This window comes from Achromobacter sp. PD1, assembly GCF_048541815.1.
GTDB lineage: Bacteria > Pseudomonadota > Gammaproteobacteria > Burkholderiales > Burkholderiaceae_B > Achromobacter > Achromobacter bronchisepticus_A.
This window is the reverse complement of sequence record NZ_CP183349.1, coordinates 4060357-4083191: the sequence shown is the minus strand read 5'-3', so window position 1 is coordinate 4083191 and position 22835 is coordinate 4060357. Positions and strand designations below refer to the sequence as shown.

Sequence of the window (22835 nt, the reverse complement as noted above, 5' to 3'; positions counted from 1 at the left end):
AACTCGTAGTGAAAATTACTGCGGCGTGATGCCGGCCTGATCGATCAGCTGCTTGGTGCGCGGGATTTCGGCCTTGATGAAGGCGGCGAATTCCTCGCGGCTGCCGCCGCGGGGCTCTGCGCCGGCTTCCGCGAGCTTACTGCGCAGCGCCGGATCGGCAAGTACTTTGTTGACGGCGCGGTTGAGCTTGTCGAGCACCGGGGCGGGCGTGCCTTCGGGGGCGACCAGACCGTACCACGGCGCGATGTCGTAGCCGGCGTAGCCCTGTTCCGCAATCGTGGGGATCTCGGGCGCCAGCGCCGAGCGCTTGGCATTGGACATGCCCAGCGCCAGCAGCGCGCCGCTCTTGGCCTGGGGCAGGCCCGTCATGATGGTGTCGAAGTACATCGAGACCTGACCGCTGAGCAGGGCGGGGATGGCTTCGCCCGCGCCCTTGTACGGCACGTGCAGGATGTCGATGCCGGCCACGGATTTGAGCATTTCGCCCGCCATGTGGGAGGTCGTGCCGGTGCCGAACGAGGCGTAGGTCAGCTTGCCCGGGTTGGCGCGGGCGTAGGCCACCATTTCCGGCAGGGTCTTGAACGGCTGCGACGGGTTGGCCAGGAGGATGTTGGGGGTGTACGCCACCATCGACACCAGCGCGAAGGCGTCGGGGTCGTAGGCCAGGCGTTTTTGCAGAAAGCGGTTGGTGACGATGGCGGCAGGGCCGCCCATCAGCAGCGTGTAGCCGTCGGGGGCCGAGCGTGCCACCGAGGCGCTGCCGATGGCCGCGGCGGCGCCCGGACGGGCCTCGACGACAAAGGGCTGGCCCAGTTCCGTCGACAGCGCGGCGCCCAGCTGGCGCGAAATCAGATCGGTGGCGGAACCGGCCTGGAACGGCACGACGATGCGCACCGGATGCTGCGGCCAGTCGGTTGCCTGGGCGCTCGCTTGGGCGGCAAAGGCCACGGCGGCGGCGCCTGCCAGCGCCCGGATGAAACGAAACTTCATGAATTCCCCTTGATCGCGTTATGGAGTGCGTGCAGGGATTAGACGCAAGCGGGCGGTGCGGGGCTATTAGTATTTGCATCCATGGATCACTGGATCCAATTTGTGTTATTTTTGCGGTTATCTATCATGGCGGCTTTCGTGGGCCTATCCATCGGCCCTAGCCCCCCGGGACTCCAATGCTGCAATTCCAGAAGACAGCCATCAGCGCCGAAGACGAGGCCTACCTGCACCTGCAGCGCGAAATCCGCCTGGGCCGCTATGCGCCCGGCCAGCGCCTGGTGCCCGAGGTGGTCGCGGCCGAAATCGGCACCAGCCGCATGCCGGTACGCGGCGCGCTGCGCCGGCTGGCTTCCGAGGGGTTGGTCGAGATCCGCGCCAACCGCGGCGCGGTGGTGCGCGGCTTGAACCAGCAGGAAATGCTGGAAGTGTTCGAAATGCGTTCCGTACTGGAAGGCCTGGCCATGCGCAACGCGGTGCAGCACATGGGCGCCGAACACATCCGCCGCCTGTCGCTGCTGCTGGAACAGCTGGAGCAGGGGCCGGGCGAACATCTGGACTGGATCACCGCGCACCGCGAATTCCACGAATACCTGTGCAGCTTCTGCCAGCAGCCGCGCCTGCTGCGCCAGATCTCGGAGCTGCATTCCGTCGTCGAACCCTACATGCGCCTGTGGGTAGCCCAGCCCGGCCGCGTCCTGCGCGTGCGCGAATCGCACCAGGAACTGATCGCCGCGCTGCAGACGCGCGACCCGGCGCGCTGCGAAGCGGCCATGCGCCAGCATGTGCTGAATACCGTGCCGGCCCTGCAGGCGTTTCTGGAACAGGCGGCCTAGGACGCGCGGCTTTGCTCTAGACTGGCGCCATCCTCCACGCGCCCGTCCCGCCATGACCGCATCCGCCGACCTCATCCGCCGCCTGGACCTGTTGCCGCACCCCGAAGGCGGCTACTACCGCGAAACCTATCGCGCCGCCGATGCCGTGACGCGCGGCGACGGCGCGCGCCGCTCGGCCAGCACCGCCATTTACTACCTGTTGTGCGACGGCGCCTGGTCGACCTGGCATCGCATCCGATCCGACGAACTCTGGCATTTCCATGCGGGCGACGCGCTGCTTGTCCATGTGCTGACGCCGGATGGCGCCTACCGCTGCTTGCGGCTGGGCGACGCGCTGAAGGATCCTGATGCCGCATTCCAGGCGGTCGTGCCGGCTGGCAGTTGGTTCGCGGCAGAGCTCGCCGACCAGGCCAGCTATGCGCTGGCCGGCTGCACGGTGGCGCCGGGCTTCGAGTTCAGCGAGTTCGAGCTGGCCGACGCCGCCGAACTGCAACGGCTGCACCCCGCGCAGGCAGGCCTGATCGCGCGCCTGGCCCGCTAATCGGCGCCCTGCGCTTGCGGCTTTTTCCTGCGGGTGAACTTGGCCTCGCTCGCCAGCACGCCCGCCACGATCAGGCCGGCGCCCACCAGCGCCAGCGCCGGCAGCCGGTCGCCGGCCAGGCGTCCGACTATGCCGCCCCACACGGGCTCGCCCGCATAGATCACGGTGGCCCGGGTGGGCGATACGGATTTTTGCGCCCAGTTCATGGTCAGCTGGATGATGGCGCTGGCCAGTCCCAGGCCGATCGCCGCGCCCGCCCACAGCCACGAGAATTCCGGCACAGCCTCGCCCATCGCCGGCATCAGTGCGAACGACACCAGGCCGGCCGTCAAGAGCTGCACGAAGGTGACGCGGCGGCTGTCGACCTTCTTGGCATAGTGGCCGATCAGGATGATCTCCGCGGCGATCGCCGCGGCCCCGGCCAGCGTCGCCGCTTCGCCCACGCTGAAATTCAGCGCGCCCGCTTGCGGACCCGCCAGCAGGATCAGGCCCGCGAATGCCAGCGCCACGCCCACCCAGCTCATCAGGCCCGGCGGCTTCTTCAGCACGGCCCATTGCAGCAGCGGCACGATGGGTACGTACATCGCCGTGATGAAGGCGGACTGGCTGCTGGTAATGGTCTGCAAGCCGTAGGTCTGCAGGAAATAGCCCAGGAACAGGGCGCAGCCGATGGCGATGCCGGCGCCTACCTCCTGGCGGGTGATGGCGGCCATGTGCTTGCGGAACATCAGCAGCGCCATCAGGCCGGCGATCGTGAAACGCACGCCCACGAAGAACAGCGGTCCGCTGTGCTGCATGGCGATGTGGATGATGAGGAAGGTGCTGCCCCACAGCATGGTGACCAGCACCAGCGCGATTTCCTGGCGGGACAGGGCGAACATCGAGGTCTTGGACTTCACGGTCTGCTTCGGGCGCTACGAAATGGCGAGCACTATACAGCGCTTCGGTGACCGCTCACCGAACAGATTCCGGGATTCCGGGCGGAGCAGGCATATAGCCAGGAGTAATATGACGCGTCCGGCGTCGTCAGGCCGCTGGTAACGACAAGCCGGTACACGCCTCGTTCTTCTCGCTCCCGCCGCGCCTTTTGGGCGGCGACGGCGAATCTGGGCGCGCATAGCGGCCACAAGAAGATATCGAGGAGAAGCGCAAGTGGAGAAGCAAGAGTCGGGCGGCTGGTATTTCGGCTGGAACATCGTAGGCGCCGCTACGGTACTCACCCTGTTGACGGTCGGCCTGCGCATGGGGGTTGGGCCGTTCTTCCTGCCCATCGCGGACACCCTGGGCTTTACGCGCAGCACGCTCTCCAGCATCGTCGCGCTCGGCATGCTCTGCTACGGGCTGGCCATGCCGCTGGCGGGGTATCTGGTCGGAACGCGCGGCACCCGCTTCGTGCTGCTTACCGGCACCGCCATCGTCGTGTTGTCGATCATCTGGACGGTCTACGCGCGCGGGCCCATCGAGTTCCTGCTGTCCTTCGGCGTGGCGCTGTCCATCGGCCTGGGCTTCACCAGCCCGGTGGCGTTGACGCCGGTGATCAGCCGCTGGTTCACGCGCCAGCGCGGCATGGCGCTGTTCTTCCTGTCCACCGGTTCCATGGCCGGCATCGCTCTGATGACGCCGACACTGACCTTTGCGATCTCCGCCGTGGGCTGGCGGGAAACCCTGCTGGGCTTCGCCGCGCTGTTCGCGCTGCTGACCGTGCCGATGGCGCTCTTCGTCATGCGCGATGAAGCGCCCGAGCACACCGATCTGCTACCGCACCAGATCATCGACAAGGCCGGGCGGGCCAAAACCGCGGCGAAGCAGCCGGCGCCCAATGTGCGCGCGGCGCTGAACTCGCTGCCGTTCTGGCAGGTGGCGCTGGGCCTGTTCGCCTGTGGTTTCAGCATGAACCTTCTGGGCACGCATGGCGTGCCCATGCTGATGGACCATGGCTTTGACGCCACCACCAGTTCGCTGGGCATAGGCCTGATCGGCCTGGTCGCCATCTTCAGCACCCTGGTCCTGGGGCGCATGTCCGACCAGGTCGAACGGCGCGCCATCCTGGCCGCGATCTACCTGGTGCGCGGGCTGGGTTTCTTCGCGCTGGTCATGGTGGGGGCGCATTGGGAGCTGTACGCCGCGGCTACCCTGGGCGGCATCGCGTGGGCCGGCAGCATCGCCTTGTCGTCGGCCATTCTTGCGGACGTCTACGGCGTGCGGCTGGTGGGCGTGCTCTACGGGCTGGTCTACCTGGGCCATCAGGTCGGCGGCATGATCAGCTCATGGCTGGGCGGCTGGGCCTACGAAACCTTCGGCACGCATTGGGTGGCCTTTGGCTCGTCGGGGACGCTGCTGCTGGCGGCCGCCTTGATTTCCCTGCGCCTGCCGGCGCGGGGCTTGCCGCGCGGGGTGGCGGTGGCGGGGCGTTGAGCCCCGCGGACTGCAGGCCGATGCTGCCCGCAGCGTCTGCCATCGCGTCCGTGACGCCGGACGCGATGGCCTCTGAGGCCGTCCTAGCGGTCCTTCAGCAAGGACACCAGTTCCGGCACGTAGCGGTCGCCGCCGCCTTGCGTGACGGCCTGATCGAACGTGTGCTGCACGGCCGCGCCGATTTCCCGCACCGCGCCCGTTTCCGCGGCCATGGTGTTGTAGTAGGAAAGATCCTTCTGCGCATTCGACATGAAGAACCGCAGCGAGGACGGGTCCTGCTCCAGCAGGTAGGGCTTGATGCGTTCCAGCGCCACGCCGCCGCCGCCGCCCTTGGCCAACACTTCGGCAAACACCGCCGGGTCAATATCCGCGCGCAGCGCGCAGGCCGCGGCCTCCGACAGCAGCGCGACCACGCCCAGCGACACGTAGTTGTGCAGCAGCTTCATGCGATGGCCGGCGCCGATGGGGCCGGCGTGCGTGATGTTTTCGGCGAAGCAGGCCAGCAGCGGCTTGCATTCCTCGAACAGCGCGGCGTCGCCGCCCACCAGCAGGTTGAGCCGGCCTTCGGCGGCTTCCTTGGGGGTGCGCGTCATCGGCGCATCGAGGAAGCGGCCGCCGGATTCCGTCACGGCCTGCGCCACCTTGACGGTGGAAGAGGGGATCGCCGTCGAGCAATCGATGATGACCGTGCCCGGACGCAGGCCCGCCAGCACGCCGCCTTCGGACAGCAACACGGCTTCGACCTGCGGGCTGCCGGTAACGCAGAGGATGATCACGTCAGACTGGGCCGCCAGCGTGGCGCCATCGGTCACGCTGGTCGCGCCCGCTGCCTTCAACGCGTCCAGGGGCTGGTTGCCCGGATGTTCCAGCACGGTCAGCGCATGACCATGCTTGACCAGATTGCTTGCAATGCCATGGCCCATGAGGCCGATACCAACCATGCCGACTTTCGCCATCTTCCACTGCTCCTGCCATGTAGGGGTTTGTTATGGCGTAAATCTTACTCTGACTTGCGGATCGTCCGCGCCGCGATCACAGGTTTGCGGGTAGCGGTGCCGGCCGCGGTCTTCTTTGCGATACTTGAGGTATTCCGCGTGAAAAAACCAGGCTTGAGCATGACAGACTCCATTCCTTCCGGTTTCGCGCCATGGCGCCCCAGCAGCCCCTTCATGGAGCACTTGGCGGAGCTCGGCGCGCTCTACAAGCGCGACGCCGATTGCGTCCTGGCGCTGCGCGTAGGGCAGGCGCACACCAACATGCACGCCATCGCCCATGGCGGCCTGCTGGCCACGCTGGCCGACAGCGCGCTGGGCCACACCATCGCCGAGCAGGCGCAGGCCTCGGTGGTCACGGTGCAGATGTCGGTGGAATATTTGAACCCGGTCAAGCCCGGGGATTGGCTCGAAGCCCATGTCCGCATCGACAAGCAAGGCCGCCGGCTGATCTACGCCACCTGCCTGCTGCAGGTCGAAGGCCGCGTCATGCTCAAGGCCAACGCGGTCTTCGCGGTGCGCGCCGCGCCCGCGCCGGCTTCCGACGGTTGAGCTTCTTTGGGGGCTACAAGTAAGGCGTAGCCAGCCAGATCACCTTGTTGCGCAGGCGCTTGGCGAACGGCGCGCGCAGCAGGTTCTCCAGCGTCTCGCGCTGGCCCTGCGCGATCAGGCCGTCGACCCGCGCGCCGATCCAGCGCGCCACGCCGGGATCGTAGATCTCGGTGTCCAGCTCGAAGTTCAGCCGCAGGCTGCGCGGATCCAGGTTGGACGAACCCACATAGGCCCAGGCGTCGTCCACCGTCATCAGCTTGGAGTGGTCGAACGCGCCATGCGAGCGCCAGACCCGGCAGCCCGTGCGCACCACCTGGTCCAGCTGGGCCGTCATCGCGTAGTCCACCAGCCGCAGGTTGTTCTTGCCCGGAATCACGATGTCCACCACCACGCCGCGCCGCGCGGCCGTGGCCAGCGCGCCGATCAGCGTCTGGTCGGGCAGGAAATAGGGCGACTGGATGCGCACATGGCGCTGCGCCACCGCCAGCGCGCCCAGCAGCATATTGTGCGTACTGCCCAGCGCGCGGTCCGGGCCGGACGGCACGCAGCGCATCGGCACGTCGCCCGTGGGGGGCAAGGCCTCGGGGTCGAACCAGGGCCTGGCCGGCAGCGATTCGTGCGTCGTGAAGTTCCAATCGTGCGCAAACACCGACATCAGCTGCGTCACGATCGGTCCTTCCACCCGGAAGTGCGTATCGCGGTTGGTGTCGTCGCCTGCCAACGCGCTGACGAAGGCCGCGCGCACGTTCATGCCGCCGGTAAAGCCCAGGCGTCCATCCACCACCAGCACCTTGCGGTGGCTGCGCAGATTGGCATAGGGCATGCGCAGCACGCCCAGCGGATTGGTCATGAAGCGCGCCACCGGCACCCCGCCGCGCGACAGCATGCGCACGATGGGCGGGCGCGAGTACTTGGAGCCGATGGCGTCGATCAGCACCCGCACCTCGACCCCGCGCTCGCGCGCCTCGATCAGCGCCTGCGCCATCTCCCGCCCGATCGCGTCGTTGTCGAAGATATAACTCTGCATCGCCACCGCGTGGCGCGCTTCGCGGATCGCCTGCAGCATCGCCGGATAGGCCTCGTCGCCACCCGCCAGCGGCCGCACCGCGTTGCCGCCCAGCAGGCGGAAACGGCTGACGCGGTCGCCCAGCACCTTCAGCGACGCGAACTGCTGGCCCGAGATCGGCGCCACATCCACCGGCGCGGTCTCGACCTGCTCCGCATCCACCACCATCGCCTCGTCGCGTTGCTGCGACAGCCGCGTCTTGCGGATCCGGTTGATGCCCGCCACAAAATAGAACAGCGCGCCGAACAGCGGCGAAAACAGCGCCACCCCCACCCAGCCTATGGCCGCCCGCACGTCCTGTTTGGTCATCGCGGCATGCACCGCCGCGCCCGTCCCGGCCACGATGCTGATGGCAAATACCAGATGGGGCCAATAATCGATCAAGATTGCGTGTATGCGGTCCATGGCGATGGCGTAAGCGCGGCCTCCGTAGATGATCAATGGCGAAGGATAGCAAGGTGGCCCGCGCTGGCAAGAGGGGCGGCGGGGCTGGTTTCACACGGATTAAAAAAACGTGCTAGAATTCGGCCTCTTCGTTGTTGAGCAGCTTTCGAAAGCAGCACGGCAAAGAAGAAAAGCAGTATCAGAGGTGGCTGTAGCTCAGTTGGTAGAGTCCCGGATTGTGATTCCGGTTGTCGTGGGTTCGAGCCCCATCAGCCACCCCAAAATTTCCTTGGAAAATAGCCGCTTAAAGCGGCTATTTTCTTTTGTGCCGCCTACTCTTTGGGGGCAAGAACTCGGGGTGGCGGCAGGGCGCGGTGTAGGACTGTCCGTCCCGGTTGATGAAGACGATCATTGATTCGGGGCTTGCCGACTTTCCGTCTCGCGCTTTGCGGTCCAGATTCGCTATGGCATAGCCGTGTTCAATGCCGAATTGGAACGCGATTGCCAGTAGGGCGATTTCCCCATGCGCGCGTACCGGCGCCTTGGCACATCTCCTGTCGGGTCTCCTCACATCCTACTCACTGCGCACTAGCGACCACGTTTTTCCCGCCTGTACCTAGGAATTCCGGACACGGCATAGTGCATCTGCTTTCGATGTTGATGCCGCTGCGTTTCGTGCAGCGGACGGCCGAACTGTTTCACGGCGCGAGGGCGATTTAGTCGCCGTAGGCGATTGAGCGAAGCTTGCCGTCTCCGAACTGTTCGAAGCGAGCGCCAAAGGCGCGTCCACTAAGGCGCATAAGAAGCGTCCCAATGGCACGAACAGTTCTCGAAATCCTGAACCCGATAACGTCTGCCGCCGAGGCGTCCTAGCGGTTCGGCTCCATGTGACCGGCTATTGCCAAAAAAAGCCCGCTCGAGGCGGGCAACTGACCTGCAGCGATTCGGATACAGATCGTTGGAGATTGTTAAAGTGAGAAGGCTTGCCCCCAATTGCACGCACAAGTGGGCGTCGACATCGCATATGGAGAAAAAATGTCGAGAGTAAAAAATGCCGCCTTGTTAGCCTTTGCCACGGCTTTGATCGCTGGTTGCAAAACAACGGTTGAGACTGAGGTCAGCCTATCCGACCTGCTTACCTCTCCGACCAAGCAACTCGCAGGCAATCTACTGGTGGAGGTTCCAGCCTGCGAAAGTCTTGAGGATTCGCGCCAGCCCTCGGAGGTCTTGCTGGACGTGCAGCAAGCCGTTCCAGGCATTTTTTCCGATGCCAAGTACGCGGAGTGTTACCGGAAGGGGTTCAATTCATTCGCACGATTCTCATTGCCGATTTTTCTCGACAAAGACAGGGACGGAAAGCTCGCGTCGGATTCGCACATCAACTTGGGATCCAATGAGGAGGGGCTACTGTCGGTCGGCGTTCCTCAGAAAATCAAGGCCAAGATTGTCGCTGCTCAAAAAAATTCTCCGATCGGCGCCCAGGACTTGAAGTTCACCATCAAGGTCAGGAATGACACGGGTAAAGACTTCGCGTTTTTCGCCCTTGCGGTCTTCATTGATCAAGCGCCGCATGTGTTCAGTACGTTGACCTCCAAGGCGGGAGGGGCGTTCGTCGTGACGCTATCAGACGTTTCGGCGAAAGCCGCCGTTGACAATGGGGGCGCATTGGTTTTGCTGCACAAGTCGGAATAGTGCTCCTCTCTGTTTTTGCGCAAGCGGTGTTGGTAATCCCCCCATTTTTAGCGATTGCCAGAAGTAGGAACGCTACGCGGCCATGGCCGACCGCTGTTTTGGGGTAAATCCACCCAGAGCCATATTTGGGCGCTCGTGATTGTAGGACCACATCCACTGCGTGGCGACGCGCTGTACGTGGTCCAGATTGTCCCAGTGATATTGGGACAGCCATTCGTAGCGCACGGTCCTGTTGAACCGTTCGACGTAGGCGTTCTGTTGTGGCTTGCCCGGCTGGATATATTCGAGCTTTATGCCCTATGCCCCGGCCCACTCGACAATTGCCGCGCTCAAGTATTCGGGTCCGTTATCGCACCGAATGGCTAAGGGCTTTCCCCTCTAGCCGATGATCTGCTTTAGCGTGCGGATCACGCGCTCGGACGGCAGCGAGAAGTCAACCTCAATGCCCAGTGCCTCGCGATTGAAATCGTCGATCACGTTGAACACCCGGATGCTGCGCCCATCGGCAATCTGGTCATGCATGAAGTCCATCGACCATACCTGGTTCACGTTGGTCGGCACGGTCAGTGGCTCAGGCGTTTGCCGAATCAGCCGTTTGCGCGGCTTGATCCGCAGGTTCAGTTCGAGTTCGCGATAGATCCGGTACACACGCTTATGGTTCCAGCCAAAGCCTCGAACATTGCGCAGATACAGGAAGCACAGACCGAAGCCCCAGTTGCGGTGGTTGTCGGTCAGACGCAGCAGCCAGTTGGAGATCTCTTCGTTCTCAGCGTCCGCCTTGGCGACGTACCGATAACAAGTCTGGCTGACCCTGAACGCCTCGCAGGCCATCCGGATAGATGCGCCGCGATTCTGCACGGCGCGTAGGGCCATCTCGCGGCGGCGAGAGGGCCTCGGCACTTTTTTTCTAGCGCCTCCGTCACGATCTCGGTCTTGAGCTTCTCCTCGACGTACATCTTGCACAGCCGGGCGTTCTCGGCCTCCAGCTCCGTCATGCGCGCCATCAGCGATACATCCATGCCGCCATGCTTGGAACGCCACTTGTAGACCGTAGCCGAGCTGATGCCCTGCTCTTGGCACAGCTCAGGAACGGCAAGACCAGCCTCCACGCGCTTGATGGCTTCAATGATCCGGCTATCCGTAAATCCCGACTTCTTCATGCGGTAGAACTCCTCAACGAGAAAATTCTGCTACTGACCTCATCGCTTTTGCGGGGGGATTACCAGGTGACGAGCGATAGCTGGGACGAGCTTGCGCGCAGCTATACGGCTCTGACCCTGCAATATGCCGAGTGTGCCGCCAGGCATCGCGCGACGGTTGATGCATGGTCAAGATAGCTTTAGATGTAGTGGGCTTGAGACACGCACAGGGAAGAGTCGGCATGCTAGCGGACACACGATGTGTTACATGAGGAGGGAAGCATTGCGTTAGTTTCGCCACACTGAGTAGATTTTTCTTTGTGCATAGATCGTGCAAGGGTAATCTTGACTCGGAAAAAAGGGGGGTGACCAATGAGGCGAGTCTTCCCCCGCGCATTGAACTTCGGAGTTCCAAGAAATGGAAGCGACTGGGAACATGAAGTGGCGGGAAATTTGATGGCACCTAAGAAAAAGCACTTGTCACTTCAATTGCCAGTCGAGTTTATTGATGATCTAGGCAAAACAGAATCTCTTCAAGAGATCCTTGTTGTCGTGGCAAAGTGGTTCAAAGAGATGTTCGAGGCGGATCGTGCATCTATCACTTTGCCGAAAGACAATTCTCAACTTCGCGTGGTGGCGCTCGATGGCAATCGAGCTATCGACTTAGATATGACTGTTCCGATTGGCGGAACTATGGTCGGCCGCGTCTTCAGTCGAGCACAAGCGGAAATTTGCGATGACCTTGCTGCGTCAGCCGATTTGGATTGTCTAATCCTTGCGTCTAAGGGTCTAGGCTCTTGTCTTGACGCTCCATTGCGTTGTGGTCCGCACTGCTATGGAACGATCAACGTCGGCCGTATAGGTCGGAATGCGTTTACTCATGCCGATCGTCGCAAGCTCGAAGCCTTGGCGATTTGGATTGCGGCGTTAGTCCGAGTGCATCTGCAAGTGGAAGAGCTGACCTATCTTTCCCAAACCGACCCTCTCACGCAGATCATGAATCGGAGGGCATTCACTGAGCACTTCCAAGCCAGCCGGGCAAAAGGGCGCCGTCGTGCTGTTGGGCCCGGATTCGGATTTGGATTCGCCGTGGTCGATATCGATCATTTTAAGCAGATCAACGATTCACACGGCCATGATGCGGGAGATGTCGTTCTGGCATTCGTCGGAAAAATGATGAAAGACTTTTTCCGTGGAGACGACTTTGTCGCCAGGTTCGGGGGCGAGGAATTTTGTATTTTGATGCAGGATGTTGACGAGGCGGGAATGCGAAGTGCGCTTGAACGATTTCGTATTGCCTTAGGCAAATCTGTTGTCAACCATCTCAGTGGGCAGGTATCTGTCACGGCTAGCATTGGCGCTGTGTTAGTACTGGCCCCAGATGCCGGGATGGATCGAGCTTACAAAAGTGCAGATGTAGCCTTGTATGAGGCGAAGGCCAATGGGCGGAATCGTGTTCAGCTGGCCTCCGCAATCAATGGCTAGCATGCGTCGAGAGCATGCGACGAGGTAGTGCTTCTTGCTGCAATTGCATGCTCTGTTACCCATATCGCACTCTGTGTCCAGTCCGTCCGCCTTGGTCAGAACGTGACCCTAACCCAGTTTTTTAGTACCGATCTAAATTAGAGAAAAACGGTGTCTGACTACAATTTAGCGAGCGAGTTGTAGTCTGACACCTTTATTTTCAAGGCACCTGGTGCAGGCGCAGCAGGGCGTTATGCACCCCCAGCAAGTGTCGAAATCCGAGTTCAAAGCGCGGGGGCTTGAACTGTTTCGGCAGGTCGAAGCCAGGTGCGAGCCTATCGTCGTGACCGACCACGGTAAGCCCGCGCTGCGGGTACCTGATATCGGCCGGTGCGATTGCCGTCATGGCAAAAGTCCTGTTCATGTCCGATCCACCTCCTCCCTTGTCGTTCGCGTGGCCGCCTCTTCGAAAGCCGCGCGGAAGCGCACGATCTGGGGGTGCTGTTCCGCGCTCTTGCGCACGATTAGGCAGACCTGCATCGGCGCAACGCGCAGCGCCAGATCCAGCACCCGCGCGCGACCCGTGTCCGCATACGCCATAGCGGTTCGCCTGGGCGCGGCCGTCAGCAGCTTCGCCGATGCCACGATGTCCAGGGCCTGGATATAGGTGGGCGTCTCCACCACGGGATGCGGCAATACCAGGCCCTGGCGCAGGAACGCCTCGGTAAGCGCGCGCCGAACGCTTGAACTGGGGCGCTGCAATACCCAGTCGCACTGCGCCAGGCTGGCATACCCGGGTTTCTTCAAGCGGGTCGCCGGATGATCCGGCCCGCAGACTACGCACACGTCGTCCTCGTAGAGGTTGATGAAGGATAGCGACGCCGCGTCGCGCCCCTGTGCGGCCATGTCCGGCGGCAGACGGCCCAACACGCAGTCCAGATCCCCCGCGAGCAGGCGCTCCAGCAGGTCCTGCGCGCTGCCCTCGCTGGTACGCAGATAGCAGCCGCCCGCCTGGCGGAAGCGCTCGACGGCAGGGGGCAGAAGCACCGTGAACGCCTGCGGCACGACTCCCACCCGCAGCACCTCGTTCTCGCCGGTGTCGAGCCGGTCCAGCATCGCGCCCAGCTCGTCAAAGTCGTTCAGCAGGACGCGCAAACGCGGGGCCAGCGCCAGGGTCTGCGGCGTCGGCGCCACGCCCTGGCGGTCACGCGTGAACAACTTCACTCCCAACAAGGTCTCGACGTCGGTAAGCATGGCGGTGGCAGCCGGCTGGCTGATGCTCAGGCGCCGCGCCGCCTTGCGCAGGGTACCGTCCTGCAGCAGATACTCGATCAGGGCGAGGTGGCGGAATTTCAAGTGCGAGAGGGCTGCGCGCGAGCGTTGGGTCATCAGGAGTGCGCCATGGAAGCGTGGAGGAGGCCGAAGCAAGGGCCCCAAGCCGTCCCATGTGAAAACCAATACCTATCACATAAGAGGAATTATTGAATTTTAACTTTTAACGCAGCTCACTACACTTTTCCCCACAGGTTCAAGAAACCGACCAACACACGGGGAACGTCATGAATTCACGCTCGCGCGCCGCCAGGCGCACTCTGCTCGCCGCCATCCTGCTCGGCACGGGATTGGTTGGCGCCGGCGCCGTCCACGCGGCGTGGCCCGAGGACCAGGCCATCAAGGTCATCGTGCCTCAGGCCGCCGGTGGCACCAACGACACCGTCGCCCGGCTGATCGGCGTCGAACTCGGCAAGGCCCTGGGTCAAAGCGTGGTGGTGGAAAACCAGCCCGGCGCGTCCGGCGCCATCGGCATGCAAGCCGCGGCGCGCTCGCCGGCCAATGGCTACACCCTGGCGATTGCTTCCGACACGGCGGCCGTCCTCAGCGCCACGCGCAAGATGGGTTGGCGGCTGGACCGCGACATGATGGGCGTGGCCCTGGTCGGTGTACAGCCCATGGCCGTGGCCGTCTCCGCCCGGTCCGAATACCGCAGCCTGGCGCAGTTGATCTCGGCCGCCAAGGACAAGCCCGACACCGTCGCCTTCGGTACATCTGGCCTGGGTACCTCGCAGCACATCATCGGCGAATGGCTGGCGCACCTGGCCGGCGTGCAGATGATCCACGTGCCCTACAAGGGGGGCGGCCAGGCCGTCACTGACCTGGTGGCGGGCAACACGCCCGCCGCCGTGCTGGGATTCGCGCCGCTGCTGGCGCAGGCGCGCAACCACGCCGTGCGCATCGTCGCGATCACCACCGCAGAGCGCAATCCCGCCACGCCCGAGGTGCCGACGCTCAAGGAGCTTGGCTACTCCGATATCACCCGTTCCCAGTGGGTGGGCGTAGTGACGCCGCGCGGCACGCCGCCCGCCATCGTGAAGCGCCTCTCTGACGCAGTCGGCGACATCGTTCGCCAGCCGGCCATCCAGGCCAAGCTGATGGAGATTGGCGTCACTCCCAACCCCATGGACGGCGCCACGTTCGATGGCTTCATCCACAAAGAAGTGGCCGACTATGGAAGTCTGGTCACCCAACTGCATATCAAGCTCGACTGATCCGGAGACAGTACATGCCGCAAGCGAAACAACAGCCCAATGTGGTCCTGATTCTGGCCGACAATCTCGGCTGGGGAGAGTTGGGCTGCTACGGCGGCGGCGCCATCCGCGGCGCGCCGACGCCGCGCATAGACGCCTTGGCCGCGCAAGGCACCCAACTGCTCAACTTCAACGTTGAAAGCGACTGCGTGCCCACGCGCTCGGCTTTGATGACCGGTCGCCATCCGGTGCGCACGGGCGCCATGCAGTCGGTGCCCGCGGGGCTTCCCCAAGGCCTCATTCCCTGGGAACGCACGCTGGCGGAGGCCTTCTCGGCGCAAGGATACGCCACTGCCATGTATGGCAAGTGGCATCTTGGCGACAAGGAGGGACGCTATCCCAAGGACAAGGGCTTCGACGAGTGGTACGGCATTCCCCGCACGACCAACGAAAGCATGTTTCTAGACGCCGTGGGCTTTGATCCTGAAGAGGTCGAAGTGCCGTACGTCATGGAAGGGCGCAAGGGCCAGCGCGCCGAAAAGCGCGAACTATACGACTTGGAAATGCGCCGCCGCATCGACGAGGAACTGACCCGACGCAGCTGCGAGTTCATCGGCCGCCACGCCGGCAATACCCCCTTCTTCCTTTACGTGCCGCTGACTCAGCTGCACTTCCCGACCATTCCTCACCGCGGCTTCGAAGGCCGTACCGGGAAGGGCGATTTCGCCGATTCGCTGGTGGAGATGGACGCCCGCGTCGGGCAGATTCTCGACGCCGTGCGGGATGGCGGCATAGAGGATGACACCGTGTTCATCTTCGCTAGCGACAACGGCCCGGAGTACCGGCGCCCTTGGCGCGGAAGCGCCGGCATGTGGACAGGCACGTACCATACCTCGATGGAGGGCTCGCTGCGCGTGCCACTGATCGTGCGCTGGCCCGGCCAGGTGCCGGCCGGCCGCCAGACCAATGAGATTGTGCACGTCGTGGACCTGTTTCCCACCCTGGCCCGCATCGCCGGCCTGGAAGTCCCCTCGGACCGACCCATCGACGGCGTTGACCAATCCGGCTTTCTGCTGGGCAAGCAGGAAAAATCGGCGCGCGAGGGCTTCGTCTACTACATCAAGACCGAGCTGCGCGCCGCCAAATGGCGCGACTGGAAGATGCACTTTGTTTGGGAGGTCGAACCCAACGCCGGCCCCAATCACCTGGAGACGCCCTACGTGTTCAACCTGGTGCAGGATCCGAAGGAAGAGACCGACGTCAACAGCACGCAAGGCTGGGTGCGCGGACCCATCCGCCGCATGATCAATGCCTTCCAGGACTCGCTCAAGACGCACGCGCCCATACCGCCGGGCGCGCCGGATGACTACGTGCCTTCGTATGGCATGACGTCCGCGAATCAGGAAAATGCCGGCGGTGCATCTTGATGACACGCGAGGCGCAAGCCGCCTGCCATATCGACCCGGCCATTCTCGCTGCCGGCGATACGGCCGGTGACGCGACCGCCGGGTTGGCGAAGGTATTTCCGAGTTTCGATGTCATCTATCTCGTCGACACCGACCCCGCGGTCCTCGAAGCCTGCATGCGAGCGATGCGTGGCGTGCAGGCCATGCTGGGCATTAGCCTGGATTATCCGGACGGCTTGGATCCGCGCCGGTCAGGCGCGGCGCCGGCGGATGTGCTGCTGCGGGAAGCGTTGCTGTTCCGGCTGACTGCCTTCGCCACCATAGCTGCGCGCCAGGGCCTGAAGCTGTCCACGGTAGGCTGTCATGGCGCGCTCGCGCTGGATGTGGCCGACGACGAGCGCACGACGCAGGTGGTGGCGCGCTCGGTGCAGCATTTCGACGCCGCGCTTTCCCTCGCAGTCGCCGCGGGAAGTCGCGGCATTGCGGTTGCGCATCACTGCGGCGTGCGTGCGGTTCGCGAAGCCTGGCATGACGAGGTCGTCGCCCCTTCGTACCGCTGCGAGGGCGTTGCAATAGCGTCTCGCGTCGACCGCTACCGCGTGCGGTATTGCGCGCCGCTTGCCCTCACCCCGGCGTGATGGTTTGGGCGGGCTACATCGCGATGTGCTGAGCGAGGCTCCGAGGGGCCATCACTCAACCCGCCACCGCCCCGCCTCATCATCCCGCAACCTTGCACCGGCCCACACAACCCGCCCCAACACCCGCACCGATGCCCCGTTCTCCAGCGGTATGTCATCGTGCAAGGAATTGAACGAGCGCGCCACCCATTGTCCGGTAAGCCGTTCCCTGGCCACCGTCTTGACGATCATTTTGCCGTCGTAGTTGATGGCATAGACGCCGCCGGCGGCGATGTCTTGCAGCGTCAGGCTTTCGTTGGGGACCACCAGCAAGGCAGCGCCGTCACGGATGACGGGTTCCATGCTGTCGCCCTTCGCGTAGACGACTCGGCCCCGGCCGTTGTCCGCGCCTACCGATCTGAGGAATGACTTGCGGAACTGGATCATGCCGGTCTGCTCTTCGGCGTGGTTCTCGATGGGGTCGCCCGCCGCCAGCCGCACGTCGGCCAGTTCCGGGACCTTCTCGAACCTGTCGTTGGCCGCGGGCGGTTCGCCCACGCCTACGTTGGCGACCACGCCTGTCTGGGTGCTGATCCGGACCCGGCCTTCGCGCTCTGTCTGGCGCGTGGTCTTGCCGCCTTCCCAGGGGGCCGCGGGCGGGCAATCGACGCGCATGGGGAACTCGTCGCGGGACAAATAGCTGTCCACCAGCGTATCGCTGCGCAGGACCGTCGGCATTTGCGGCGCGGCAGTCCCAGGGGATACGTCAATCCCCAGCTTCAATTGCGCGATCGCCAGCGCAAGCGCGCCTTGCAATTTGTTCAGCTGATCCGGGGGCAATGCCCGCACCTGTTCTTCCGGGATGCCCGGGAAGGGCCACGGAGGGGGGGCCAGCACCGCTGCGGCCAGGGATCCATCGCGCGCAGGCAGTTTCGGGGCGGTGCCGTCATACAGCCATTGCGCGTTCACGCGCAGCAGCGGGGCGACCTTGATGCAGGTCGCCATGTCCATGCCGTTGGACCCATTGAACCAATGCGTCGCGGCGCCGGAAGAGGCGCCGGCGGCCTTCCATAGGTCTGTCTTGGTAAGGCGTGGCTCGGCCGCGTCCGCCCGGCGGGCCGCTTCCTCGTTGAACGCCTGTGTGATTCGCTTCTGAAAGGTCATCTTAGGATGCTAAACAAAAACAATCTTAGTTGGCTTGCATTTAGAATCTTAGCATTCTAAGATTTAAGAATGATAGCGAGGTAAGACTGGCGGGGATGCAAAAACACGCATGAACTACTACAGCCACAACATCGGTGACTACGCACAGGCTACGGCGCATCTGAGCCTGCTCGAGGATGCCATCTACAGCCGCCTGCTGCGTCGGTACTACGCCGAAGAGCAGCCCATCGTGGACAACCTGCAGCAGGTATTCCGGTGGGTGGGCGCCCGTAGCGAAGAAGAAAGAGAGGCGGCCGCGCAGGTGCTGGCCGAGTTCTTCGTCCTGCGCGATGGCCATTGGCACAACAAGCGGGCGGACGTGGAGATTGCCGCGTATCACGTCAAGGCCGAGACCGCCAAGGCCAACGGCAGGCGAGGCGGCCGGCCCAGGCAGGGCGGGCGCAATCCGGAACAACCCAGCGGGTTTCCCATGGGTTTCGACGAGCAACCCGGCCATGGCCCGGCAGAAGGCGGATCGGAAGCTAACCAAGAACCAGGAACCAAGAACCAGGAACCAACAGAACAGGCCTCCCGCAAGCGGGGAAGCGGATTCGATGCTTCCGTGATCGAACTGCCGGATTGGTTGGACCGCGAGGACTGGGTCAGCTGGATCGCCGACCGCAAGGCCCGTAAAAAGCCGGTGACGCAGGAGGGCGCCAGGCGCCAGCTGCAACAGCTTGCCGCCTATCTGGCCGCAGGGCACCGGCCAGGCGCCGTGATCGCAAACAGCATCGCGGGCGGGTATCAGGGCCTCTTCCCGCCGCGGACATCCGCTACAGCCGGCCAACAACCGGCAGGCAGGGCGCAACGCCTGGCCGACTGGACCGAGGAGCTGCGAGAAGTACTGGCCGACGATGGCAGGCCGCGCGAGCGGTTCATGGGGACGATCGATGCAACCCGCTGACATCCCTTCCGCCACCATGGGTGCGTTGGTGGTGAACGAAATGCTGCTGATGTACGGCGCCAAGTTCGCGCAGCAATGGCAGGGCCTGACCGCCCGCGAGTTGAAGGATTCATGGAACCAGAAGCTGGCGGGCCTGGACGAGGTGCACGTGCGCCGCGGCCTGGTCGCCTGCCTGACTCAGGAATGGCCGCCGACGCTGCCGCAGTTCATCAAATTATGTTGCCCGTGGATGGTCCCTGAAGTGGCGTATCACGAGGCCGTGCGCGGCCTGTCCGCGCGCAGGCGCGGCGAGCGCGGCGCCTGGTCGCATCCGGCGGTGTACTGGGCTGCGGTGGGCGTGAGCACGGTGGATCTGCTGGGCTGCACCTACGGGGCCATCAAGGCGCGCTGGGAGAAGACGCTGAACGAGGAACTGGCGAAGGGCGTGTGGGCGGATATCCCGCTGCCTCGCCCAGCGCTGCCGGCGCCCGGCCAGACGCTGGCCACGCGCGCCGAGGCCGAGGCGGCGCTCAAGAAAATGGGCGCGCAGAAGGTTCTGAGGGACCGTGGATGTCCGCCCCGGAGCTGGATCGAAAAGTGGGAGGCGCGCATCGCGCGCGGCGACCACCCGAGCAAGGGCATCGCCGACATGCTCAAGCGCGCCAAGGGCGAAAGCCAGGATACGGAGGGCCGTCTGAAGAACGGTTCCAACGGCAAGACAGGTAAACAATGCGAGGTGGCTGATGAGTAAATTGACGGGTGACGATCTGATCTGGAACTGGGCCCGATGGACCTGGTCCGGCGCTACGGTGGGAAACATGGAGGTGTATCTCTCCGAAGAGGAGGACTACCGGCCCATCAACCATCACCACGCCATGGAGGTCGAGGCGATGCACGCCGCGCTGCCTTGGCATGAGCGCATGATCATCATTGCCGAATATCCGCAGAAGAACGTGATGTTCGGCCAGCTGGACGGCAGGGCGCGCCGCGCGAAGGCGCTGGTCTGGATTGCCGACACGACCGGCGTGGCCCTGACCGAAACCGAATACAAGTTGTACCTGGGCCTTTTTCGCGGCCTGGTGGAAAGGAGGCTGGCGTGAAGTACGCGCACGAGGTGATGGATCTGATGGCCTGCTATCCCGGCCGCTCATTCCGTTTGATGGAGCTGGTCCGTCATGTGTCACGCGGCCGGTGTCTTTCTGTTCCTGAAAAGACACGCCTGCAAAGAGGCATCCAGCGCGCCATGGATGCGCTGCAGGATACCGGCAGCGTGCTGATTCAAGAGCCCCAGCAAGGCGGGCACGGACGTACCTATGCATGGCGTGTGACGGTTCCGTCACAAGACCCCGCCCCATAGGTCACGCAATCGGTCACAATTTGTCCGGGGCATTGCGCCCCAAGCAAATGCAGCCCTGGCCACGTGCCGGGGCTTTTTGTTTTCGGCGCATGGCTTCGGTTTTTATGGGCGGGGCAGGGGGCGAACTTCTTTGCACAGCGTGTGACGATTCCGTCACAAGACCTCGCCCCATCGGTCACGCAATCGATCACAATTGGTCCGGGGCATTGCGCCCCTGACAAATGCAACCCCGAAATACAGCCCCGGCCACGTGCCGGGGCTTTTGCATTTGGGCGCGATGTTTCGGCGCCTGTCTTCTTCAGCAGGAATCCAACTCCATGAGCGTTCAGATCAGCATCACTGAAAACCAGCTGGTAGAGGACCTCGCCGCATTCTTCAAGACCTTGGTCGACTGCGACGTTGTCCGCGGTTTGCCTGGCTGGGTTCCCGCGCCACCGCGCGAGTGCGTCGTCATTACTCCGCTGGCGGCGCAGGGCCTTTCCGTGCCGGTCATGACCTATGCCGATCCGTCGACTGCGGCGGGGAAACGAATCATGACCCAGGCCACGCACTGGTCTGCCCGGGTGGATGGCTACGGGGCGCGGGCCCTGGACCTGGCGCTCACGTTGTCGATTGCCTTGCGCAGCCAGTACGGGTGCGAGTTCCTGGGAAAGCTGGGAAGAACTCAACCGCTATACGCGGGCGAGCTCAAGCAATTGCCCTTCGAGAGCGGAGAAAGCCAGACCTTCGAGCGGTGGTCGTTCGACGCCGTCCTGCAGTTCAACCCTTCCATCAGCGTGCCGCAGCAGTTTGCGGACCACCTTCACGTGGGCCTCATCGAGGCCGACACCACCTACCCTACGGGAGCTTAATCCTATGTCCATTCCCGCCAGTGAAATCGTCCAGGTCGTGCCTGGCGTGATCGCCGCCGGCGGATCGGCGCTCGATTTGAACGGCCTGATCCTGACCCACGATACTGCCGTCCCCATCGGCACCGTCCAGAGCTTCGCGACTGCGCGCGACGTCCAGCGCTTCTTCGGTCCCTCCTCGACCGAAGCCGCCCTGGCCGACGTCTACTTCAACGGCTTCGACAACTCGACCCGCAAGCCGGGCAATCTGCTGTATGCCCAATATCCGGCGGCAGCGGTTTCCGCCTATTTGCGTGGCGGCTCGATGGCCGCCGTGACGCTGGCCCAGCTGCAGGCGCTGTCCGGCATCCTGACGGTCAGCGTGGATGGCGTGGCCAAGACTTCCTCCAGCATCGACCTGTCGACGGCAACGGGCTTTTCGAACGCCGCCTCGATCATCGAAGCGGCGTTCACCGCCATGGGCGCGACCTGCGCTTATGACGCGCAGCGCGCCGCTTTCGTGATCACCTCGGCGACCGACGGCGCCGCCAGCACGGTCTCCTATGGCAGCGGCACCCTCGCATCGGGCTTGAAGCTGACGCAGGCCGCAGGCGCCCTGGTGTCGCATGGGGCTGCGGCCGGCGTCCCGGCGGTGGACATGGGCCGGATTACCGACCTGACCCAGAACTGGGCGGCGTTCATGACGACCTTCGAGCCCGATACGGCCGGCAAGGTGGCGTTTTCGGCGTGGACCAATGCCCAGGGCGACCGCTATGCCTACGTCGGCTGGGACACCGATGTCACCGCCACGCAGCAGGGCAATACGTCCAACTGGGCTGCTGTCGTAAGCGCCAACGAGTACTCGGGTTCCGTGCCTGTCTACAAGGACATCCTGCATGCAGGCTTTGTCCTGGGCGCGGTGGCGTCGCTGGACTTCGAACGCACCAACGGCCGCGCCACGCTGGCGTTCAAAGGCCAGTCGGGCCTGGAGTTCTCGGTGACCGACGCCACGACCGCTCAGACGCTGATCGACAACGGCTACAACTTCTATGGCGACTACGCCACCAGCAACGACCGCTTCCGCTTCCTGTATCCGGGCCAGATCAGCGGCAACTGGAAATGGGTCGACACCTACGTCAACCAGATCTGGCTGAACGCGGCGTTCCAGCAGGCGCTGATGAGCTTGCTGACCCAGGTGAACGCCATTCCCTACAACATCGACGGCTACACGCTGATCGACGCTGCCTGCCTGGACCCGATCAACGCCGCGGTCAACTTCGGCGCCATCCGCGCCGGCGTGACGCTGTCGAGCCAGCAGAAGGCGCAGATCAACAGCCAGGCCGGCGTGGATATCTCCGACACGCTCCAGACCCGCGGCTGGTATCTGCAGATCAAGGACGCGACGCCGCAGGTGCGAGAGGCTCGCGGCACCCCGCCCATGACGTTCTGGTACCTGGACGGCGGTTCCGTCCAGCAGATCACCCTGGCCTCGCTGGCCATTCTTTAAGGATTCAACATGGCGACTTTGACCAGTGCCAACTCGGTTCTGATGCTTACGGTGGGCGGCGTTTTTCCGGTGCCGCAGAAAATCGAGGGCTACGCTTCCGACAGCGCCTTCACCTTCGACGCTGCCAAGCCTGCGCAGGTAACCATGGGCGTGGACGGCCGTATGTCGGCCGGCTACGTGCCGGTCCCCTGCGTGCAGACCATCACGATCCAGCCAGACTCCCCGTCCATGCGCATCTTCGAGATCTGGATGGCGGCCAGCGAAACGGCCCGGGAAGTGTTCTATGCAAACGGCACCCTCAACATCCCGTCGATCGACCGCAAGTACACGCTGACCCGCGGCGTGCTGACGCAGATTCCGCCGGCGCCGGATGCCAAGGCGATGCTCCAACCCATGGCGTTCCAGATCACCTGGCAGAACGTCTCTCCGGCGCTGGTGTGAC

At 63.6% G+C, this 22835-nt stretch carries 23 protein-coding genes, 1 tRNA gene and 2 pseudogenes; 19 read left to right on the top strand and 7 right to left on the bottom strand.

Annotation, left to right across the window (positions count from 1 at the left end; translation table 11 throughout):
* Positions 1 to 15: 15 nt before the first annotated feature.
* The gene (locus ACM1PE_RS19355) at positions 16 to 990 is read right to left on the bottom strand and encodes a Bug family tripartite tricarboxylate transporter substrate binding protein (protein WP_419340701.1); all 975 of its coding nucleotides are present in this window, start codon (positions 988 to 990) and stop codon (positions 16 to 18) included.
* Positions 991 to 1166: 176 nt separating this feature from the next.
* On the opposite strand from ACM1PE_RS19355, the gene ACM1PE_RS19350 reads away from it, so the two are divergent.
* Positions 1167 to 1823 carry a GntR family transcriptional regulator gene (locus ACM1PE_RS19350; RefSeq protein WP_059371867.1) on the top strand — a complete coding sequence of 219 codons (657 nt, stop codon included), beginning with the start codon at positions 1167 to 1169 and terminating at the stop codon, positions 1821 to 1823.
* Positions 1824 to 1875: 52 nt separating this feature from the next.
* Positions 1876 to 2364, top strand: coding sequence for a cupin domain-containing protein (locus tag ACM1PE_RS19345; protein WP_118933216.1), 489 nt, complete (start codon positions 1876 to 1878; stop codon positions 2362 to 2364).
* On the opposite strand, the gene ACM1PE_RS19340 is transcribed toward ACM1PE_RS19345, so the two are convergent.
* Entirely contained in the window at positions 2361 to 3245 is an 885-nt protein-coding gene (locus ACM1PE_RS19340) for a DMT family transporter (protein WP_118933215.1), read from the bottom strand. The two genes, ACM1PE_RS19345 and ACM1PE_RS19340, sit on opposite strands and share 4 nt — an antisense overlap.
* Before the next feature lie 271 nt (positions 3246 to 3516).
* Between ACM1PE_RS19340 and ACM1PE_RS19335 the strand changes: the two genes are divergently transcribed.
* On the top strand, positions 3517 to 4779 hold the full coding sequence (locus ACM1PE_RS19335) for an MFS transporter (protein WP_419340700.1): 1263 nt from the start codon (positions 3517 to 3519) through the stop codon (positions 4777 to 4779).
* Positions 4780 to 4862: 83 nt separating this feature from the next.
* On the opposite strand, the gene ACM1PE_RS19330 is transcribed toward ACM1PE_RS19335, so the two are convergent.
* Positions 4863 to 5735, bottom strand: coding sequence for an NAD(P)-dependent oxidoreductase (locus ACM1PE_RS19330; protein WP_059371871.1), 873 nt, complete (start codon positions 5733 to 5735; stop codon positions 4863 to 4865).
* A 159-nt stretch (positions 5736 to 5894) separates the two neighbouring features.
* On the opposite strand from ACM1PE_RS19330, the gene ACM1PE_RS19325 reads away from it, so the two are divergent.
* Positions 5895 to 6323: a PaaI family thioesterase gene (locus tag ACM1PE_RS19325; protein WP_059371872.1), complete on the top strand. Its 429-nt coding sequence runs from the start codon at positions 5895 to 5897 to the stop codon at positions 6321 to 6323.
* A gap of 13 nt (positions 6324 to 6336) precedes the next feature.
* On the opposite strand, the gene cls is transcribed toward ACM1PE_RS19325, so the two are convergent.
* The gene (gene cls / locus ACM1PE_RS19320; RefSeq protein WP_059372791.1) at positions 6337 to 7794 is read right to left on the bottom strand and encodes a cardiolipin synthase; all 1458 of its coding nucleotides are present in this window, start codon (positions 7792 to 7794) and stop codon (positions 6337 to 6339) included.
* Positions 7795 to 7978: 184 nt separating this feature from the next.
* On the opposite strand from cls, the gene ACM1PE_RS19315 reads away from it, so the two are divergent.
* Together ACM1PE_RS19315 and ACM1PE_RS19310 are read left to right on the top strand one after the other, a co-directional pair.
* A tRNA-His gene (locus ACM1PE_RS19315) sits at positions 7979 to 8054 on the top strand.
* A gap of 754 nt (positions 8055 to 8808) precedes the next feature.
* Positions 8809 to 9465, top strand: a complete 657-nt coding sequence (locus tag ACM1PE_RS19310; RefSeq protein ID WP_419343851.1) for a DUF7424 family protein — start codon at positions 8809 to 8811, stop codon at positions 9463 to 9465.
* Between the two features lie 72 nt (positions 9466 to 9537).
* On the opposite strand, the pseudogene ACM1PE_RS19305 reads toward ACM1PE_RS19310, so the two are convergent.
* A pseudogene (locus ACM1PE_RS19305) lies at positions 9538 to 10625 on the bottom strand (IS3 family transposase).
* Between ACM1PE_RS19305 and ACM1PE_RS19300 the strand changes: the two are divergent.
* From ACM1PE_RS19300 to ACM1PE_RS19290, 3 genes and pseudogenes are all read left to right on the top strand, one after another.
* Entirely contained in the window at positions 10539 to 10802 is a 264-nt protein-coding gene (locus ACM1PE_RS19300) for a hypothetical protein (protein WP_419343875.1), read from the top strand. The pseudogene ACM1PE_RS19305 and the gene ACM1PE_RS19300 overlap by 87 nt on opposite strands.
* A gap of 258 nt (positions 10803 to 11060) precedes the next feature.
* Entirely contained in the window at positions 11061 to 12089 is a 1029-nt protein-coding gene (locus tag ACM1PE_RS19295) for a sensor domain-containing diguanylate cyclase (protein ID WP_306636444.1), read from the top strand.
* A 232-nt stretch (positions 12090 to 12321) separates the two neighbouring features.
* A pseudogene (locus tag ACM1PE_RS19290) lies at positions 12322 to 12444 on the top strand (type II toxin-antitoxin system Phd/YefM family antitoxin); the annotation flags it as partial.
* 44 nt (positions 12445 to 12488) lie between these two features.
* Here the strand turns inward: ACM1PE_RS19290 and ACM1PE_RS19285 are convergent.
* Positions 12489 to 13457, bottom strand: a complete 969-nt coding sequence (locus ACM1PE_RS19285) for a LysR family transcriptional regulator (RefSeq protein WP_419340699.1) — start codon at positions 13455 to 13457, stop codon at positions 12489 to 12491.
* 170 nt (positions 13458 to 13627) lie between these two features.
* Here ACM1PE_RS19285 and ACM1PE_RS19280 point away from each other — a divergent pair, with 170 nt between their 5' ends.
* The 3 genes from ACM1PE_RS19280 to ACM1PE_RS19270 are packed head-to-tail and all read left to right on the top strand — an operon-like array spanning position 13628 to position 16637.
* Entirely contained in the window at positions 13628 to 14614 is a 987-nt protein-coding gene (locus ACM1PE_RS19280; RefSeq protein ID WP_419340698.1) for a Bug family tripartite tricarboxylate transporter substrate binding protein, read from the top strand.
* 14 nt (positions 14615 to 14628) lie between these two features.
* Complete coding sequence (locus ACM1PE_RS19275) at positions 14629 to 16020, top strand: arylsulfatase (RefSeq protein ID WP_419340697.1); 1392 nt, start codon at positions 14629 to 14631, stop codon at positions 16018 to 16020.
* The gene (locus ACM1PE_RS19270; protein WP_280015220.1) at positions 16020 to 16637 is read left to right on the top strand and encodes a LamB/YcsF family protein; all 618 of its coding nucleotides are present in this window, start codon (positions 16020 to 16022) and stop codon (positions 16635 to 16637) included. The genes ACM1PE_RS19275 and ACM1PE_RS19270 overlap by 1 nt, the downstream gene beginning before the upstream one ends.
* Positions 16638 to 16688: 51 nt before the next feature.
* Here ACM1PE_RS19270 and ACM1PE_RS19265 read toward each other — a convergent pair whose 3' ends face one another.
* Positions 16689 to 17780, bottom strand: a complete 1092-nt coding sequence (locus ACM1PE_RS19265; RefSeq protein ID WP_419340696.1) for a S24 family peptidase — start codon at positions 17778 to 17780, stop codon at positions 16689 to 16691.
* A gap of 109 nt (positions 17781 to 17889) precedes the next feature.
* Here ACM1PE_RS19265 and ACM1PE_RS19260 point away from each other — a divergent pair, with 109 nt between their 5' ends.
* From ACM1PE_RS19260 to ACM1PE_RS19230, 7 genes are all read left to right on the top strand, one after another.
* Positions 17890 to 18723, top strand: a complete 834-nt coding sequence (locus tag ACM1PE_RS19260) for a YdaU family protein (protein ID WP_419340695.1) — start codon at positions 17890 to 17892, stop codon at positions 18721 to 18723.
* Positions 18710 to 19453 carry a hypothetical protein gene (locus ACM1PE_RS19255; protein ID WP_419340694.1) on the top strand — a complete coding sequence of 248 codons (744 nt, stop codon included), beginning with the start codon at positions 18710 to 18712 and terminating at the stop codon, positions 19451 to 19453. The genes ACM1PE_RS19260 and ACM1PE_RS19255 overlap by 14 nt, the downstream gene beginning before the upstream one ends.
* A complete protein-coding gene (locus tag ACM1PE_RS19250) occupies positions 19446 to 19802 on the top strand; it encodes a hypothetical protein (RefSeq protein WP_118933200.1) in 357 nt (118 codons plus the stop codon). Before ACM1PE_RS19255 ends, ACM1PE_RS19250 begins: the two co-directional genes overlap by 8 nt.
* On the top strand, positions 19799 to 20059 hold the full coding sequence (locus ACM1PE_RS19245) for a hypothetical protein (RefSeq protein ID WP_306636456.1): 261 nt from the start codon (positions 19799 to 19801) through the stop codon (positions 20057 to 20059). The genes ACM1PE_RS19250 and ACM1PE_RS19245 overlap by 4 nt, the downstream gene beginning before the upstream one ends.
* 317 nt (positions 20060 to 20376) lie before the next feature.
* On the top strand, positions 20377 to 20910 hold the full coding sequence (locus ACM1PE_RS19240; protein ID WP_419340693.1) for a phage neck terminator protein: 534 nt from the start codon (positions 20377 to 20379) through the stop codon (positions 20908 to 20910).
* 4 nt (positions 20911 to 20914) lie between these two features.
* A complete protein-coding gene (locus ACM1PE_RS19235; protein ID WP_419340692.1) occupies positions 20915 to 22393 on the top strand; it encodes a DUF3383 domain-containing protein in 1479 nt (492 codons plus the stop codon).
* 9 nt (positions 22394 to 22402) lie between these two features.
* Entirely contained in the window at positions 22403 to 22834 is a 432-nt protein-coding gene (locus ACM1PE_RS19230) for a phage tail fiber protein (RefSeq protein WP_419340691.1), read from the top strand.
* Position 22835 lies beyond the last annotated feature (1 nt).